The sequence below is a fragment of the Bradyrhizobium sp. LTSPM299 genome (assembly GCF_000938235.1).
Taxonomy (GTDB): domain Bacteria; phylum Pseudomonadota; class Alphaproteobacteria; order Rhizobiales; family Xanthobacteraceae; genus Bradyrhizobium.
In genome coordinates this window covers 235,598-250,130 of record NZ_JYMU01000085.1, presented here as the reverse complement: position 1 = coordinate 250,130, position 14,533 = coordinate 235,598, and the positions used below count along the sequence as shown (strand labels likewise).

The window sequence follows — 14,533 nt, the reverse complement described above, 5'->3', positions numbered from 1 at the left end:
TGACGCTCCTGCGGCTGCCTTTTTCTCCCGGGCATAGCTTGCACCAACCAACAGGTCTCTTCCTTTCGTAGGAAGGCTAATGGGCTCCGCCCCTCGCGCGCACCAGGGTGAAGCGCCGGAAAACGCCGGCGCCGACCCGAGTGGTATCCCCGGTCTTCCGCGCTTCCTCAGATCCTGAATCGTCGCGGCCAGTCATACGCTTGTGCAGACCCGCTCTCCGAGCGGCCCTGCGGGCGGGCGATCCCCCTCCACTCGGGTCGCCCTGGCACTTGCTACCCCCCGGTCTCGCCGACGGGCAGGGGCGCAGGCGCAGGTGCGCTCTGCGCCCTTAACTCAAAGGAGATCAATCATGTCGGCCAAGCACGCAGAAACCATCGTGGAGAGCGGGACGGAGGTTTTCATCCCGCTCAACAAGCTCAAGAAGTCCCCGAAGAACGCCCGCAAGACGCCGCACAGCGAGGCGGCTATCGAAGCCTATGCGGCGAGCATCGCCGCCATAGGCATTTTGCAAAATCTGGTCGTCGAACCGGAATTGGACACCGAAGGTGCCGCAACCGGCTCTTATCTCGTCACCATCGGCGAGGGCAGGCGGCTTGCCCAGCTTCTGCGGGTGAAGCGCAAGGAGATCAAGAAGACCGAGCCGATCCGCTGTATCGTGGATACGGCGAACGACCCACACGAGATCAGCCTGGACGAAAACGTCACCCGGGAAAACATGCATCCCGCCGACCAGTTCGAGGCGTTCAAAAAGCTCGCAGACGAACGCGGTTTCGGCGTGGAGGAGATTGCGGCCCGGTTCGGCGTGACGCCGCACGTGGTGCGGCAGCGCCTGCGCTTAGGTGCGGTCTCGCCGAAACTGATGGAAATCTATCGCAACGGCGATCTGGCGCTCGACCAATTGATGGCCTTCGCCCTCACCGAGGACCATGCCCGGCAGGAAGCAGCCTTCGAGCGGCTGTCCCATAACCGGGATGCCAGCACGATCCGACGCATGCTCACCGAAACCAATGTTGCCGCTACGGATCGCCGGGCGACCTTTGTCGGCGCAGAAAAGTATACGGAGGTTGGTGGTACGATCCTGCGCGACCTCTTCACCGAGGATCGCGGCGGCTATTTCGAGGACGTGGCGCTTCTCGATATGCTGGTCTTGGCGAAACTCGGGCGGGAGGCCAATGCCCTGATGGAGGCGGAGGGGTGGAAATGGGCGCAAGTCTTCCTCGACTACCCCCACAGCCACGGGCTGCGCCGGACTTATCCGCAGCCGGTTGACCTGTCGGCGGAAGATCAGGCTGCCCTGGATGCCGCGCAGTCCGAATTCAACGGCCTGACGGCGCAATATGAGAGCGCCGAAGAACTGCCTGATGAAGTCGATGCGCGTTTCGGCGAGCTTGAAGCCGAAATCGAGCGGCTTGAGGCGAAGCGCTTGACCTACGACCCCGCCGACATCGCCCGGTGCGGGGCCTTCGTCATCCTCAGCCATGATGGGTCGTTGCGGGTTGAACGCGGTTTCATGCGCGCTGAGGACGAGAAACCGGAACCGGAAACGGAAACGCAGAACGAGAGCGGCGAAGGCGAGGGCGGCCACACCGTCTATGAGGATGGCGGAACAGGTCCGAACGGTGAAGCTGGAGGTGAGGGTTTGGACGGGGAGGACGAGGACGGCGACGGTCACAAGCCGCTGTCGGACATCCTGATCCGCGACCTCAGCGCGCATCGTACCCTCGGACTTCGCCTCGCCTTGCGCGAGCAGCCGGACGTCGCCATCGTGGCCGTCACCCACGCACTCGCCGCGCAAATCTTCTATCGCGGCGGGGACGCTCACGTTCTCGACATCCGTCCCGTCAGCGCGGTGCTGGCCTCCCATGCTGATGGCATAGAGGACACCAAAGCGGGGAAGGGGTGGGCGGATCACCACGCTCGTTGGGCGGCGCAGATGCCGCGCGACGTGACCGACCTGTGGGCTTTTGTCGTGGAGCTTGACCATGACAGCCGCATGGCGCTGTTTGCGCATTGCGTTGCGCTCACGGTCAATGCGGTGAGATTGCCGTCGGAGCGTAGGCCTCGTGCGGTCGCAACGGCGGACAGGCTGGCGGAGGCCGTATCGCTCGACATGACCGCGCATTGGACACCAACCGCGCGAACCTATCTGGGGCGTGTCACCAAGACGCATATTCTTGCAGCCGCGCGGGAAGCTGTCAGCGATGAAGCCGCTGCCCGGATGGCGGATATGAAGAAGCAGGACATGGCGGAAGCCGCCGAGCAGTTATTGGTCGGAACCGGCTGGTTGCCCGCGCCGATGCGGACGCCACGAGCGGCCCAAGAGCCTGCCGAACCACCGCAGGCGGATGCCGTCACGGATACGAACCCTGACGCGTACTCCGTCGCCGCCGAGTAGACGGCATCGCCGGGACCGCTCGCGCGGTCCCGGCTTGTCATCGAGCGACTGTAGAAATGTTGGCCGCGCGTCTTTAGGCGCGCGGCCAACCTCATGATGCTCACGCCGTCGACCGGGTGCATTCTCAAGGAAAGCTAGACGCTTTCTGGCCTGAAGGCAGTGGGGAAGGGCGTGTTGTGGTCAGCGCTCGGGGACCCGCCCGACGGACGGCACGTCGCATCGATCCGGTTGGATTCAGTCGCCGTTGCAGCGGGACCAGATCAGCGTGGAGCTGTCGTCGCCATCCCCCTTCACCAGCGAGGCGTAGGTCGGGGCTGACCTATCGGTCATCTGTGACATCGAGATTGCGAGCTGGACTCCGCTGGTTTTGGTCCGAGGCGCGTGACCCGCCGCGCCACGATGCGAAATTCTACGCCGTCGTTCGCCGGGTCACGCCTTCGCCTTTCGTTAATGCGCGGACGCACGTCTTTATCCGATCGGTGATTCCTGTCCTTGTGCGGCGACGATGATGGCAGTCATGGTGGTCTCCATCGGTCTGTTTGACGGGCGCGTCCCACGCAACCTCGAATGGACGGATCAGGCCCGAGGGGCGGCTTCGCCTCGATCGCCTTCCCGCAACGGCTACGCCGACTTTTTTCCCCTGCCGCGAAGTGGCGGCATTCCTCGCGAGGCAAAAAAGCCGTCTACCGCCGTCCTCTGCTGCGCTGCGGGCCTGGCGGCTGCGGGCCGATCGCTCCCCGGGCCAAGGACCGCCATCGAGGCTGCGACGGTCGCGGCCCGAAAACAGAACGGAGACCACCATGGCTACCATCGGAACCTTCACCGCAGCGGACAACGGCTACACCGGCTCGGTCAAGACGCTCACGCTCAACGTCAAGGCGAAGTTCGTCGCGACCGAAAAGGAGAACGAAAAGGCGCCCGACTATCGCATCTTCGCGGGCGCCACCGAGTTCGGCGCCGCCTGGAAAAAGACCGCGCGGGAGACCGAGCGCGAATATCTCTCGGTCAAGCTCGACGATCCGAGCTTCCCGGCCCCGATCTACGCTTCGCTGGTGAAGGGGGATGGCGACGACAGCTTCACGCTGATCTGGTCCCGCCGCAACGGCGACTGATCCAACCGGATCGACGCGCCCCGCCTCTTCGGAGGCGGGGCTTTTGCTGCGCTCATGGCCACAAGGCGCAGAAAGTATGGGGAGAAGGCCTTCGGCCTCCTTGTTCGCATAGTGACCGCTAAGGGCTCCGCCCTCGCGCGCGCAAGGGTGAAGCGCCGAAGCCGGCGCCGGCCGGAGTGGTTTCCCCGGTCTTCCGCGCCGTCGCAGAATTTTCATGACGACATGAGCGCCAGGCGCGTGCAGACGCGCAGTAACGCGCGCCCCCTTGGGCGGGTGATCCCCCTCCACTCGGGCCGCCCTTGCCCTTGCTACCCCGGTCTCGCCGACGGGCAGGGTTGCAGCGCAGCGCTGCGCTTTAACCCAGCCACCAAAGGAGAATGAGCGATGACCATGATAACCCTGCCCCAGAACGAGCAGCCTGTTTCCAGCAGCTTTCGCGTGGACATATCGCGTGGCGAGCGTATTGGTCGCGTGTCGTCGGAATGGTTTTCCCGACCGGACGATGAGCGCTATCTCAGCCTGACCGATCTTTATGACGCGGTACGCCGCCGCGCCGAGCGTGCGCAGACCCGCACCGTTGAAAGCCGTGCCGTCAAGGTAGAGGCAAGCCGTGACAGCGCCGAGCGGCTGGCCTTGATCGTACCGGGACGTGATGAACCCGTCGCGCCGACGCATTGGAGCTTTGGGCAATTGTGCACCCTTGTCGGCGCGCCATCTTCCTATATGCGGCAGCTCCCAGCGCCATTGGCCGGGATCAATCTGCAACACGGTTTGCTGTCGCATCGCGCCGAGCTTGTGAAAACACTGGAGGCCGATGACGGTCGCGTCGAGCTTCGCGCCGTCACCGGGCCGGATTATGGCCGCATCTGGGATCACGAACTTGTCGCGGCGGTGAGGAAAATCGCGGGCAACGGCACTGGTGACACACGGTGGAAGGTGCCGGGGGTGCTCGACTGGAATACCATGACGCACAACCCATTCGTGGACATCACCAACGACACCACGACACTTTACGCCAGCGACCGCGACGTGTTCCTGTTCTTGGTGGATGACACGCACCCCATCGAGGCGGGACGCTTGCCGGATGGATCGCCGGATTTGTATTTTCGGGGGTTCTATTGCTGGAACAGCGAAGTCGGATCGAAAACACTGGGCATTGCCTCGTTTTATCTCCGTGCCGTCTGCATGAACCGCAATCTTTGGGGCGTCGAGAATTTCGAGGAAATCACCATCCGGCATTCCAAATTCGCTGCGCAACGTTTTGCGCATGAGGCGGCACCAGCTCTGACGAGCTTTGCCAATTCCTCGCCTGCACCGTTCATTGCCGGCATCAAGGCCGCCCGGGAACGAATCGTTGCCCGTACCGACGATGACCGGGAAACATTCCTGCGTAAGCGCGGGTTCTCCAAGTCAGAGACGGCGAAAATCGTCGAGACCGTCTTGCACGAGGAAGGTCGACCGCCGGAAAGCGTGTTTGACTTCGTGCAGGGGATCACCGCGCTTGCGCGCGGCAAGGCGCATCAGGACGCTCGTCTTGAGCTTGAGGGAAGGGCGAAACGATTGCTGGAACGGGCTAACTGAATGGCGGAAGCCGCACAGCCGAAAGTCCGGCTGCGCGGCTTCCTTTCGAAATGGGTAGCTTTGCGATTTTCCGCCGATCCGGCTTCCGGATCGGCGGCGGACGCGTATCCACGTCCGCGGCTCGCCTGGCCTGTGGCCCGGCTCGCGGAACGTCACATGCCCGACATTCGTTATTTGTTGGATTTCGAACCGCCCCGCTTACTTCCGCTTGGAAGTCTTGGCTCGCTCGGTGCGTGCTTCGTCATCTGGTAGTATCAGGTCGACGTGGTTCACACCCAATGTGCTCGCAAGTTCAAAGAGGGTAACTACCGTTGGATTCCGTCGGCCCCGCTCCAGATCGCTAATATATTGCTGGGTGAAGCCGGAGGCTTCGGCAAAGCGCTCCTGGGTGAAGCCTTTTTCCTTCCGTATCCTCCCGAAATTTCGGCCGACCAACTTGCGCATGTCCATCTGCGCAAATTGCGTCTTACATACTATGAGGTTTATCTCCTATAGTATGTATCTGCACATGCTGCTGGCGGTGCAGAATTGATTTGGGCTAAAATTTGGCGATCGGTCTCGAGAAATTAGAATTCATGAAAAAGCCGCCGCTCGATCCTGACGTCGCCGATGTGGCGCCGACAAATTCGGCCCTGACCACATACGACGAGGAGCACATCATCACCTATCTGCGGCTGCTCGATGCCGACACGGAGGGCGCGGATTGGCGCGAGGTGTCGCGGCTTGTGCTTCATATTGATCCGGAACTTGAACCCGCTCGCGCAAGAACTGCATTTGATAGCCACCTGACCCGCGCGAAATGGATGACGGAGCAGGGATATCGCCATTTGCTACGGGGCGGCGCATCCAACTCAGAATAATCACCCCCATTCTTACAGCTCGTTGAAAAAAGCTCCTTTCAGTATCGAGGGTCCTTCTGATTGCATCACGTGATGCATTATCGGGAGCTTCCACAACCATTGCTTATCAGAAATATCGCGTTGCAATTTCTTGCAGCAAAAGGTGAGGACGCGAATGTCTGGATTTGATTGGAGGTCGGCGAACGGCTACGACCGCGCTCAAGATGCGGAGATGACCGGATTGGCGTGGGAGTGCCTCCGTCGTAATCCAAACTATCAACGGGACCACCGCGGTAATTCGCGGAGCTCCCTTGTGAATGCCGAGTTCCGTCAAAGATGGGGGCTGTGTTTTCGCAGCTAACCCCGACCAATCTTTCTTTGAACAGGTAGTGTTTTGGGCGCCGGAGGTCTTGCCGACGGTGATCCCAATTCGTCCGGCGGTGCCGGTCGGCACAGACACCCGCGTCAGCCTCAAGCTGGATGAATTGACCGCGGGAGAGCTGCGGCAAGCGCCCGACGGCTGGTACGCCGTGCTGTTTCTGCGCGGCGTCGAACACCGCGTGTGGCTGAAGGAACCACCAGTCATCGCCGACACCTATGCGGTTGAGCTTCCACTCGATCGCGACTTTGAATTTCGTGCACATGCGGCGCGGCGGCTGTGGCGAACGCTGAACGACCGTCCACCGGGACCTCCGTTGCACGTATTTTCCGTGCAGCGTCGCCGTCGGCTGGCGCTCGCGCTTCGCGCGCTCGATGCACGGATGGACGGCAGTACGTACCGCGAAATCGCGGAAGTCCTGTTTGGCACCAGACAGATTCCCGAACGCGCCTGGAAAACCCACGACCTGCGCAATCGAACCATTCGCCTGGTTCAAACCGGCTTCGCCCTGATGCGCGGTGGCTATCGCGCATTGCTGCGGCCGCCATCTCGCAAAAAGTAACAAGCTCGACGGGGTATCGAAAACCTATCCCCCGTTCTTCGGCATCCCTCTTTGCCGGTCCTCTCCGCGATCGTAGCCGCCAACGCGCCGCCATCCGCGCCGGCGCTCCAGACGATCACGGAGCTTCTCCAATGCCCGATCCCAACGCCGGCTTGCCGCCGCGTTACCTGCGCACGGCCGAAGCTGCCCGGTTCCTCAGTCTCTCGGGCCGGACGCTGGAAAAACATCGGACCTACGGCACCGGTCCCGCCTATCGAAAGATCGGTGGTCGCGTCGTCTACGCGCTCGACGATCTCAAAGCCTGGGCCGACCGCGGGACCAAAACATCAACCTCCGATCCCGGCAACGGAACGGTGCTGCCGGCCAAACGACAGGCCGCGCCCATTCCCTATGCCGGCAAGCGGCGCTGACGCGATTGGAGTGCGACGTGTCGGCATCACGAAGACATCGATCAGAGCGTGACCAACTCGACCTGTTTCGCGCATTGCCGGGCGACCTGGCGCCACGCGACGCGCAGGATTTGATGGCCTATCCATTCTTTTCGCTAGCGAAGTCAAAGCGCATCACACCGATCGATTTTCGGGCCGGGACCATCACCATTCGGGTCGAAGCTGTGCCGGAGCATGGCATGGCGACGATCTGGGACGCGGATGTTCTGATCTGGGCCGCCTCGCAGATCGTGGAGGCTCGCGATGCCGGTCTAAAGACGTCCCGTTTGATGGCCGCAACGCCGTACGAAATCCTGACCTTCGTCGGTCGGGGCACCAGCGTGAGGGACTACGATCGCCTCAAGGCTGCGCTCGACCGGCTTCAGTCGACCACCGTGATGACCTCGATCCGCCAGCCGACGGAACGTCGGCGGCATCGGTTCTCCTGGATCAATGAATGGAAAGAGACAGCCGATGTGCACGGCAACGCCAGAGGACTAGAGCTGATCTTGCCGGATTGGTTCTATACCGGCGTCTTGAATGAGGCGCTCGTCCTCACGATCGACCGCACGTACTTCAACCTAACGGGGGGATTGGAGCGCTGGCTCTACCGCCTAGTGCGCAAGCACGGCGGTCGCCAGCAGGGCGGCTGGAGTTTTGATCTTGTGCATCTCCATGCCAAATCCGGCAGCCTCTCACCGCTCAAGCATTTTGCCTACGACCTGCGCGAGATCGTCCATCGCCAGACATTGCCCGGCTACCGGCTGGTCATCACGCATGACCCACGCGGTGCAGAGCGACTGAACTTCGCGCCCGTTCTGATCGATGCCTTAGCGGAGCGGTTACGCAAACGCGGGCTCGTTCCTCCGTCAGGAGGCACCCTGTGAATCATCTCGTGCTATCGGGGACCGCGACTGTCGTGCCATCGGGGACCCGATCCTCGTGCTATCGGGGACCGGAATCGGAGCTAACTCCTTGGCGTTCAATACCTAGTTCGCCCCGTAACTTTCCTAACCCGGAATCCTTCGGATTCCTTCTAACGGATCGCGCCTCCCGGTGGACTGTGGATAGCGCGCTGGCCGCAAAGTCAGATGCATGCGCCCGGCGATCGCTTGGCCAAAGCTTCCGCCAACAAGCGGTCGTAAACGGGTACCCCAACGGCAAGATGGCTACCCGAACCAGACGCGATCTTCCCGGCGCGCGTCGGAGTCTGGCCTTCCACAATCTCCCTCTACCAACTCCGGAGGACGACGTGACTGATCTCACGACGGTCGAGCTGTTGTGGCTCGAAAAGCGTATCGAGAACCGAATTCGTTTCGGTCGTGCGGTGGAGGAACGGATCATCGACCGGCGCCGGCGTGTCCTGTCATTCGCGCCTGGCACTGTCTTTGCGTTCGTTCGATGGGCCTCCAACGACTTCGGTACGGTCATGTCGCGTGTCGACATTCTGCGTGCCGCGACGCCCGGACAGCGCTATTCAACGGTGCCTTGGGTTACGCCCGGTGGTGACATTTTATTACGGCTAACCGGCTGGCCGAGAGTCGAGCGCGTGCTGCAATTGATCGATGCAGTGGAGGCGCTCGACATCCACCCCGCCGACGTCGCGCCGGAATATTGGCATCACGTCCACAACCGCTTGTCGGTGAATGAGACGCCGCGGCCGTACACCCGCGGGCGCCATCAGGCATGGCTGCGTCGGCGGAGAATCACGCCATGAGAACCCGGACGGCGACAATTTTGATGACGTTCACAGCCGTGGCTCTTGTCCTGTCGACGATGGGAGAGGCGACGCCAGCCTACATTTGGAACGTCTCCAAGAGCGTTCCGATCGGTCTCTACCAGCTGCAGCCCGTTGGCAGGCTCGCCGTCACCGAACTCGTGGCTGTTCGACCGCCCGAACCGCTTGCCACCTTTCTCGATCTGAACGGCTATCTGCCGATCGGCGTTCCCATGCTCAAGCGCGTGCTGGCGCTTCCGGGACAGACAGTCTGCAGGAAGGGGCTGACGATCTCCGTCGACGGGATCGACATGCGAGATGCGCTGTCACGCGACAGCCGCGGCCGTCCCTTGCCTGTCTGGCAGGGATGTCACGCCGTTGAGGCGGACGAGCTCTTTCTGATGAACTGGCAATCGGAAGACTCTCTGGACGGTCGCTACTTTGGCTTTGTTCCGAACTCTTCCGTCATCGGCAAGGCACTCCCTGTGTGGACCAGGGAGGAGTGATCGTGAGCACTCTTACCGATAGATCTGTCATTCCTCTGTTCGATCCAACGCAGCACCATTCCTCCGTCCCGACCATCTTCGCGACCGCCGTCGCGCGCAGCGGCAGTCCAGGGCGGCTGCTAGGCCGGCGCGATAGCGCTTCACCCTTGACGGCCGCGAGTACGATGGCACGCTTGCGATCCCTCGGGGCGATCATGTGCATTGTCGTGATTGTCGCGTCGTTCGCGTTGTGGGGTAGCGCGGTGAGCGCCAAAAGGCTGTCGTCACCAACGCATCGAGCAGGCGCGGCGCTTCTCGCCCCCTTCGCAGCTTTTGTGACCGAAGCCTCACTCCGCTTCGGCGTGCCGGAACATTGGATACGCGCGGTTATGCGCGTTGAAAGTGCTGGCGACATACGAGCGCGCTCCCGAAAAGGCGCCATGGGACTGACTCAGATCATGCCAGAGACATGGACCGAGTTGCGCGCCCGCTATAATCTCGGCACCGATCCCTACGATCCGCGCGACAATATTCTGGCTGGCGCCGCGTATCTGCGCGAGATGTACGACCGCTATGGCGCGCCTGGGTTCCTCGCCGCCTACAACGCCGGGCCTGGACGATATGAGAACCATCTGGCAACCGGTCGGCCGCTGCCGGATGAGACCCAAGACTATATCGCGATGCTCGCGCCAATGATCGGAGGCAAACAAGCTAACGGGAAGATCGTCGCCGCCGCGGATTCACTCACGTCGGCTCGCTCAACGCTGTTCGTTGTGCGCCCTGTGAACAGCTCTTCCAACGATCGCCGAGCATCTGGTGTGTGGCCAGATCGTCGATCAACCGTTCGTCCTATTGTTGATCTATCCGCTCTCGTGCCGCAGTCGGGCAACTTGTTTGTGCACCATGCCAGTGAGGCCCGATCGCAATGATCCTGATCGTGCTTCATCGCGGGTTATTGTTGGTCATTGCATATTCTGATGGGATGCAGTGGGAGTGGGGAGAGACGAGCCACGGATGGCAAGATAAAAGCCCCGACCTTCGTCTGGGGCATGTGGTTGGTTGGATTGAGAGTTTTGGGCATTGGGGCAGGGGTACCTGCTGGCGCCTATTTCGCAAAGTTCAACGAATTCAACACATCGAGCGCCATCGGTCATTCTTTTGCGGGTGCCGATCGCTATGACCACGCGGGACGACGAGATCAATGTTCGGCCAGGTCGCATCCGGCACGGAAATCGGGGCGCCAAACGTCCAAAGAGCTTCGTCGGTCAGGTCATGCGGGCCGCCAGGAAGGCTGGACATACGGGCAAGGAGTTCGGGCGCGGCGGGAGTAGGGGCAGTTCGACGTTTGGCCGGGGCCGGCGTGCCGCGCTCACACTTGCTGCGCGTTCGCCAGGTCGGCGGGTCGTCGTCATGGCTCGGATCGTTCGCCATCAAGGCAAGCGATTTCGCTCGGCGCCACTTTCGAAACACGTCGCGTATCTCAAGCGCGAGGGCGTCACCCGTGATGGCGCCGACGCGCGAATGTTCGGTGCGACCACCGAGGATGCCGACACAAAGGCCTTTGCGGAGCGGTGTGAGGATGATCGGCATCATTTCCGTTTCACAGTTTCGCCCGAGGACGCGCCCGAGATGGCGGACCTTCGCACCTTTACCCGCGAACTGATGGCTGACGCCGAGCGTGACCTTGATACAAGCCTGGACTGGGTGGCGGTGGATCATTGGAACACCAACAATCCTCATGTGCACGTCCTTGTGCGCGGCCGCGGCGATGACGGCAAAGATCTGGTGATCAGCCGGGACTACATCAGCCGCGGCTTTCGGGCGCGTGCTGAAGAGCGCGTCACGCTGGGACTAGGCCCGCGCACAGAGCAGGAAATTCGCTCCGGCTTGGAAAAGGAAGTGGGGGCTGAGCGTTGGACTAGCCTCGACAGGGTACTCCGTGGCGCTGCGGATGATGGAGCCGGTGTGGCTGATCTCAGACCAGGCGTTCCGGACAGTGATCCCGAACTTCGAAGGTTGATGATTGGGCGAGCCGCCAAGCTCGAGCGGCTCGGCCTGGCCGAACAGCTCGCGCCCGGATGCTGGACGTTGAAGCCTGGAATTGAAGGAACGTTGCGAGATCTCTCGGTCCGCGGGGACATCATCAAGACCATGCATCGCGCGATCACAGGTGCCGGACGTGAGCCGGACTTGACGGGGTTCGCCTTGCATGGCGACCAGGTTGCGGAGCCGGTGCAGGGTCGACTTGTGGCTCGGGGACTTCACGATGAACTGCGAGGCTCAGCCTATGCGGTGATTGATGGTGTCGATGGACGCACGCATCACCTCGTTTTCTCTGATCTCGAGGTGACAGGAGACGCCAAACCCGGTGCGGTGGTCGAGGTGCGCGCTTACGAGGACGGCCAGGGGCGAAAACGCTCGTCGCTTGCGACGAGATCGGATCTGACGATCGAAGCGCAAGTCACGGCGCCGGGCGCGACCTGGATCGATCGCCAGCTTCTCGCAAAGGAAGCGACCCTGAGTGGAAGCGGATTTGGCGCGGAGGTTCGGGAGGCGATGGATCGCCGCCTCGAACATCTTGCCGGCGAAGGGCTCGTTCGCCGGCAGGGACAGCGGGTCATCTTCGCTCGAGATCTGCTGGATACGTTGCGGAAACGGGATCTGACCGCCGCCGCAGCAAGGCTTTCCGCCGAGACTGGACTCACCCACCGTTCGTCCATCGAGGGCGAACATGTCACCGGTGTCTACCGCCAACGTCTCACGCTGAGTTCGGGGCGCTTTGCGATGATCGACAATGGGCTCGGCTTTCAGCTCGTGCCGTGGCGACCAGCGTTGGAACAGCAACTTGGCCAGCAAGTCAGTGGTGTATTGGGGCCGGGTGGAAACGTCGACTGGAGTTTCGGACGTAAACGCGGATTGGGATTATAGGCCGCGGTTGATGGACCGACCGTCCGAATTGTACGCCGCTGCCGCGCCATGCACACCTTGCTCGGTTCAACTCTTGTCTGTTGCGGATGGCAGCACTTGATCCCTGATCAGCCATGTCCGCGACCAAGATTCTTTGGGGTCAGATCCTCGTTGTTTTCGCTATCGTGCTCATCACCATGTGGGCGGCGACGCAATGGGTCGCGTGGAAACTTGGCTACCAACCACAACTCGGACAACCATGGTTCGAACTCGTGCCGGGCGTGCCGGTCTACCTGCCGCCGGCGTTCTTCTGGTGGTGGTACGCCTACGACGCCTATGCGCCCCATGTCTTCGTCGAGGGCGCCTATATCGCGGCCTCCGGCGGCATTATCTCAATCGTAGCCGCCATCGGAATGTCGGTATGGCGGGCACGCGAGGCGAAGATCGCCGCAACCTATGGCTCGGCACGCTGGGCGGCTCCAGCTGAGGTTCAGGCTGCTGGTCTCGTCGCGCCGGACGGTGTCGTACTCGGTCGCTTTGAGCGGAACTACCTTCGCCATGATGGTCCCGAACACGTGCTGTGCTTCGCGCCCACCCGGTCCGGCAAGGGCGTCGGCTTGGTGGTGCCGACCCTGCTGACCTGGCCAGGCAGTTGCATTGTCCACGACATCAAGGGGGAGAACTGGACTCTGACATCGGGTTTCCGCGCCCGACACGGTCGCGTGCTGCTGTTCGACCCGACCAACGCGAAGTCGGCAGCGTACAATCCGTTGCTGGAGGTGAGACGGGGGGAATGGGAGGTGCGCGACGTCCAGAATGTCGCCGATGTCCTGGTGGACCCCGAAGGATCGCTCGAACGACGGAACCATTGGGAGAAAACCAGCCACGCCTTGCTGGTCGGCGCCATCCTCCACGTCCTCTATGCCGAACCGGACAAGACGCTGGCAGGTGTTGCCGGCTTTCTCTCTGATCCGAAGCGCCCGATCGAGACCACGCTCCGGGCCATGATGACGACCGCGCATCTTGGGGAAGCCGGGCCGCACCCGGTTATCGCCTCGGCCGCACGGGAACTTCTCAACAAGAGCGAGAACGAGCGATCCGGGGTGCTTTCTACCGCGATGTCGTTCCTTGGACTCTATCGCGACCCCGTCGTGGCGAAAGTGACCAGCCGCTGCGACTGGCGAATCCGCGATCTGGTCGAAGGTGATCGGCCTGTGACCCTTTACCTGGTCGTGCCGCCATCCGACATCAGCCGGACCAAACCACTCGTGCGTCTGATCCTCAATCAAATCGGCCGGCGTCTGACGGAAGATCTGCATGCGAAGGGACGTCGCCATCGGTTGCTACTGATGCTTGACGAGTTTCCGGCGCTCGGCCGGCTCGATTTCTTCGAGTCGGCGCTGGCGTTTATGGCCGGATATGGCCTCAAGAGCTTCCTGATCGCGCAGTCGTTGAACCAGATCGAAAAGGCCTACGGGCCGAACAACGCCATTCTCGACAACTGCCACGTGCGCGTGTCCTTTGCGACAAATGACGAGCGCACCGCCAAGCGCGTCTCGGACGCGCTGGGAACTGCGACCGAGATGCGAGCGATGAAGAATTATGCCGGCCACAGGCTCAGCCCCTGGCTCGGCCACTTGATGGTCTCACGACAGGAGACGGCGCGACCGCTGCTTACGCCCGGTGAGGTGATGCAGCTACCGCCCGATGATGAACTGGTGCTGGTCTCAGGCGTCCCACCGATCCGGGCCAAGAAGGCGCGCTATTTTGAAGATCCGCGATTGACCGAACGGGTGCTAGCGCCGCCTGCCGCGACTGAGCAAGGTGGTGCTCCCTCGGTCGATGATTGGAGCTTATTGCCGGTTCCCGCTCTTAGCGCTGGCCGGGAAGTCAGCTCCTCGGCTGAGACGCTGACCGACGATCCAGCGAACGGCGGCATCCGCCGCGAGCCGGAACTTCCTCAACACGAGGAGATCGTCCCGGAGCAGGCGAAGCCGGCGCCAGAGTTCACCTTCGGGGAGGATGATTCCGACGATGATGCCGCGCGCGCTCGCGCGCTCCGCCAGCAAGCCCGGGGGATCGCGCGACAAGCAGCGCTGGATCCTGGCGATGGCATGCAGCTCTGAGG

15 protein-coding genes are annotated in these 14,533 nt (G+C 62.0%); 13 read left to right on the top strand and 2 right to left on the bottom strand.

What is annotated here, in order from left to right; genetic code table 11:
• Positions 1-349: 349 nt before the first annotated feature.
• Positions 350-2,395 carry a ParB/RepB/Spo0J family partition protein gene (locus UP10_RS36925; protein WP_044592058.1) on the top strand — a complete coding sequence of 682 codons (2,046 nt, stop codon included), beginning with the start codon at positions 350-352 and terminating at the stop codon, positions 2,393-2,395.
• 234 nt (positions 2,396-2,629) lie between these two features.
• Here the strand turns inward: UP10_RS36925 and UP10_RS44900 are convergent, their stop codons facing one another.
• On the bottom strand, positions 2,630-2,725 hold the full coding sequence (locus tag UP10_RS44900) for a DUF736 domain-containing protein (RefSeq protein WP_245322140.1): 96 nt from the start codon (positions 2,723-2,725) through the stop codon (positions 2,630-2,632).
• A 470-nt stretch (positions 2,726-3,195) separates the two neighbouring features.
• On the opposite strand from UP10_RS44900, the gene UP10_RS36920 reads away from it, so the two are divergent.
• Together UP10_RS36920 and UP10_RS36915 are read left to right on the top strand one after the other, a co-directional pair.
• Positions 3,196-3,507: a DUF736 domain-containing protein gene (locus tag UP10_RS36920; RefSeq protein ID WP_044592057.1), complete on the top strand. Its 312-nt coding sequence runs from the start codon at positions 3,196-3,198 to the stop codon at positions 3,505-3,507.
• Between the two features lie 390 nt (positions 3,508-3,897).
• On the top strand, positions 3,898-5,088 hold the full coding sequence (locus tag UP10_RS36915; RefSeq protein ID WP_197087005.1) for a DUF932 domain-containing protein: 1,191 nt from the start codon (positions 3,898-3,900) through the stop codon (positions 5,086-5,088).
• A gap of 198 nt (positions 5,089-5,286) precedes the next feature.
• Here the strand turns inward: UP10_RS36915 and UP10_RS36910 are convergent, their stop codons facing one another.
• Positions 5,287-5,538, bottom strand: a complete 252-nt coding sequence (locus UP10_RS36910; protein ID WP_044592055.1) for a helix-turn-helix domain-containing protein — start codon at positions 5,536-5,538, stop codon at positions 5,287-5,289.
• Positions 5,539-5,663: 125 nt separating this feature from the next.
• On the opposite strand from UP10_RS36910, the gene UP10_RS36905 reads away from it, so the two are divergent.
• From UP10_RS36905 to UP10_RS36865, 10 genes are all read left to right on the top strand, one after another.
• Complete coding sequence (locus tag UP10_RS36905; protein WP_044592273.1) at positions 5,664-5,948, top strand: DNA -binding domain-containing protein; 285 nt, start codon at positions 5,664-5,666, stop codon at positions 5,946-5,948.
• Between the two features lie 154 nt (positions 5,949-6,102).
• Positions 6,103-6,288 (top strand): transcriptional regulator domain-containing protein, encoded by a 186-nt coding sequence (locus UP10_RS46155; RefSeq protein ID WP_082077499.1) that lies wholly within the window; start codon positions 6,103-6,105, stop codon positions 6,286-6,288.
• Positions 6,245-6,868, top strand: coding sequence for a DUF2285 domain-containing protein (locus UP10_RS36900; protein ID WP_082077467.1), 624 nt, complete (start codon positions 6,245-6,247; stop codon positions 6,866-6,868). Before UP10_RS46155 ends, UP10_RS36900 begins: the two co-directional genes overlap by 44 nt.
• Before the next feature lie 131 nt (positions 6,869-6,999).
• The gene (locus UP10_RS36895) at positions 7,000-7,278 is read left to right on the top strand and encodes a helix-turn-helix transcriptional regulator (RefSeq protein WP_044592053.1); all 279 of its coding nucleotides are present in this window, start codon (positions 7,000-7,002) and stop codon (positions 7,276-7,278) included.
• A gap of 17 nt (positions 7,279-7,295) precedes the next feature.
• Complete coding sequence (locus UP10_RS36890; RefSeq protein ID WP_156180637.1) at positions 7,296-8,183, top strand: replication initiator protein A; 888 nt, start codon at positions 7,296-7,298, stop codon at positions 8,181-8,183.
• Between the two features lie 365 nt (positions 8,184-8,548).
• On the top strand, positions 8,549-9,013 hold the full coding sequence (locus UP10_RS36885; RefSeq protein WP_044592051.1) for a DUF2840 domain-containing protein: 465 nt from the start codon (positions 8,549-8,551) through the stop codon (positions 9,011-9,013).
• A gap of 23 nt (positions 9,014-9,036) precedes the next feature.
• Complete coding sequence (locus UP10_RS36880; protein ID WP_245322138.1) at positions 9,037-9,519, top strand: S26 family signal peptidase; 483 nt, start codon at positions 9,037-9,039, stop codon at positions 9,517-9,519.
• Between the two features lie 2 nt (positions 9,520-9,521).
• Complete coding sequence (locus tag UP10_RS36875; RefSeq protein WP_050044021.1) at positions 9,522-10,427, top strand: lytic transglycosylase domain-containing protein; 906 nt, start codon at positions 9,522-9,524, stop codon at positions 10,425-10,427.
• 247 nt (positions 10,428-10,674) lie between these two features.
• Positions 10,675-12,426, top strand: a complete 1,752-nt coding sequence (locus UP10_RS36870; protein WP_044592049.1) for a relaxase/mobilization nuclease domain-containing protein — start codon at positions 10,675-10,677, stop codon at positions 12,424-12,426.
• A 113-nt stretch (positions 12,427-12,539) separates the two neighbouring features.
• On the top strand, positions 12,540-14,531 hold the full coding sequence (locus UP10_RS36865) for a conjugal transfer protein TraG (protein WP_044592048.1): 1,992 nt from the start codon (positions 12,540-12,542) through the stop codon (positions 14,529-14,531).
• The last annotated feature ends 2 nt before the right edge of the window (positions 14,532-14,533 follow it).

Coding starts and splice junctions, on each gene's coding strand:
- UP10_RS36900 (WP_082077467.1), top strand. CDS start 6,245: ATGCCGAGTTCCGTCAAAGATGGGGGCTGTGTTTTCGCAGCTAACCCC.
- UP10_RS36910 (WP_044592055.1), bottom strand. CDS start 5,538: ATGGACATGCGCAAGTTGGTCGGCCGAAATTTCGGGAGGATACGGAAG.
- UP10_RS36920 (WP_044592057.1), top strand. CDS start 3,196: ATGGCTACCATCGGAACCTTCACCGCAGCGGACAACGGCTACACCGGC.
- UP10_RS36865 (WP_044592048.1), top strand. CDS start 12,540: ATGTCCGCGACCAAGATTCTTTGGGGTCAGATCCTCGTTGTTTTCGCT.
- UP10_RS36915 (WP_197087005.1), top strand. CDS start 3,898: ATGATAACCCTGCCCCAGAACGAGCAGCCTGTTTCCAGCAGCTTTCGC.
- UP10_RS36905 (WP_044592273.1), top strand. CDS start 5,664: ATGAAAAAGCCGCCGCTCGATCCTGACGTCGCCGATGTGGCGCCGACA.
- UP10_RS36925 (WP_044592058.1), top strand. CDS start 350: ATGTCGGCCAAGCACGCAGAAACCATCGTGGAGAGCGGGACGGAGGTT.
- UP10_RS46155 (WP_082077499.1), top strand. CDS start 6,103: ATGTCTGGATTTGATTGGAGGTCGGCGAACGGCTACGACCGCGCTCAA.
- UP10_RS36870 (WP_044592049.1), top strand. CDS start 10,675: ATGACCACGCGGGACGACGAGATCAATGTTCGGCCAGGTCGCATCCGG.
- UP10_RS44900 (WP_245322140.1), bottom strand. CDS start 2,725: ATGACCGATAGGTCAGCCCCGACCTACGCCTCGCTGGTGAAGGGGGAT.
- UP10_RS36895 (WP_044592053.1), top strand. CDS start 7,000: ATGCCCGATCCCAACGCCGGCTTGCCGCCGCGTTACCTGCGCACGGCC.
- UP10_RS36880 (WP_245322138.1), top strand. CDS start 9,037: ATGACGTTCACAGCCGTGGCTCTTGTCCTGTCGACGATGGGAGAGGCG.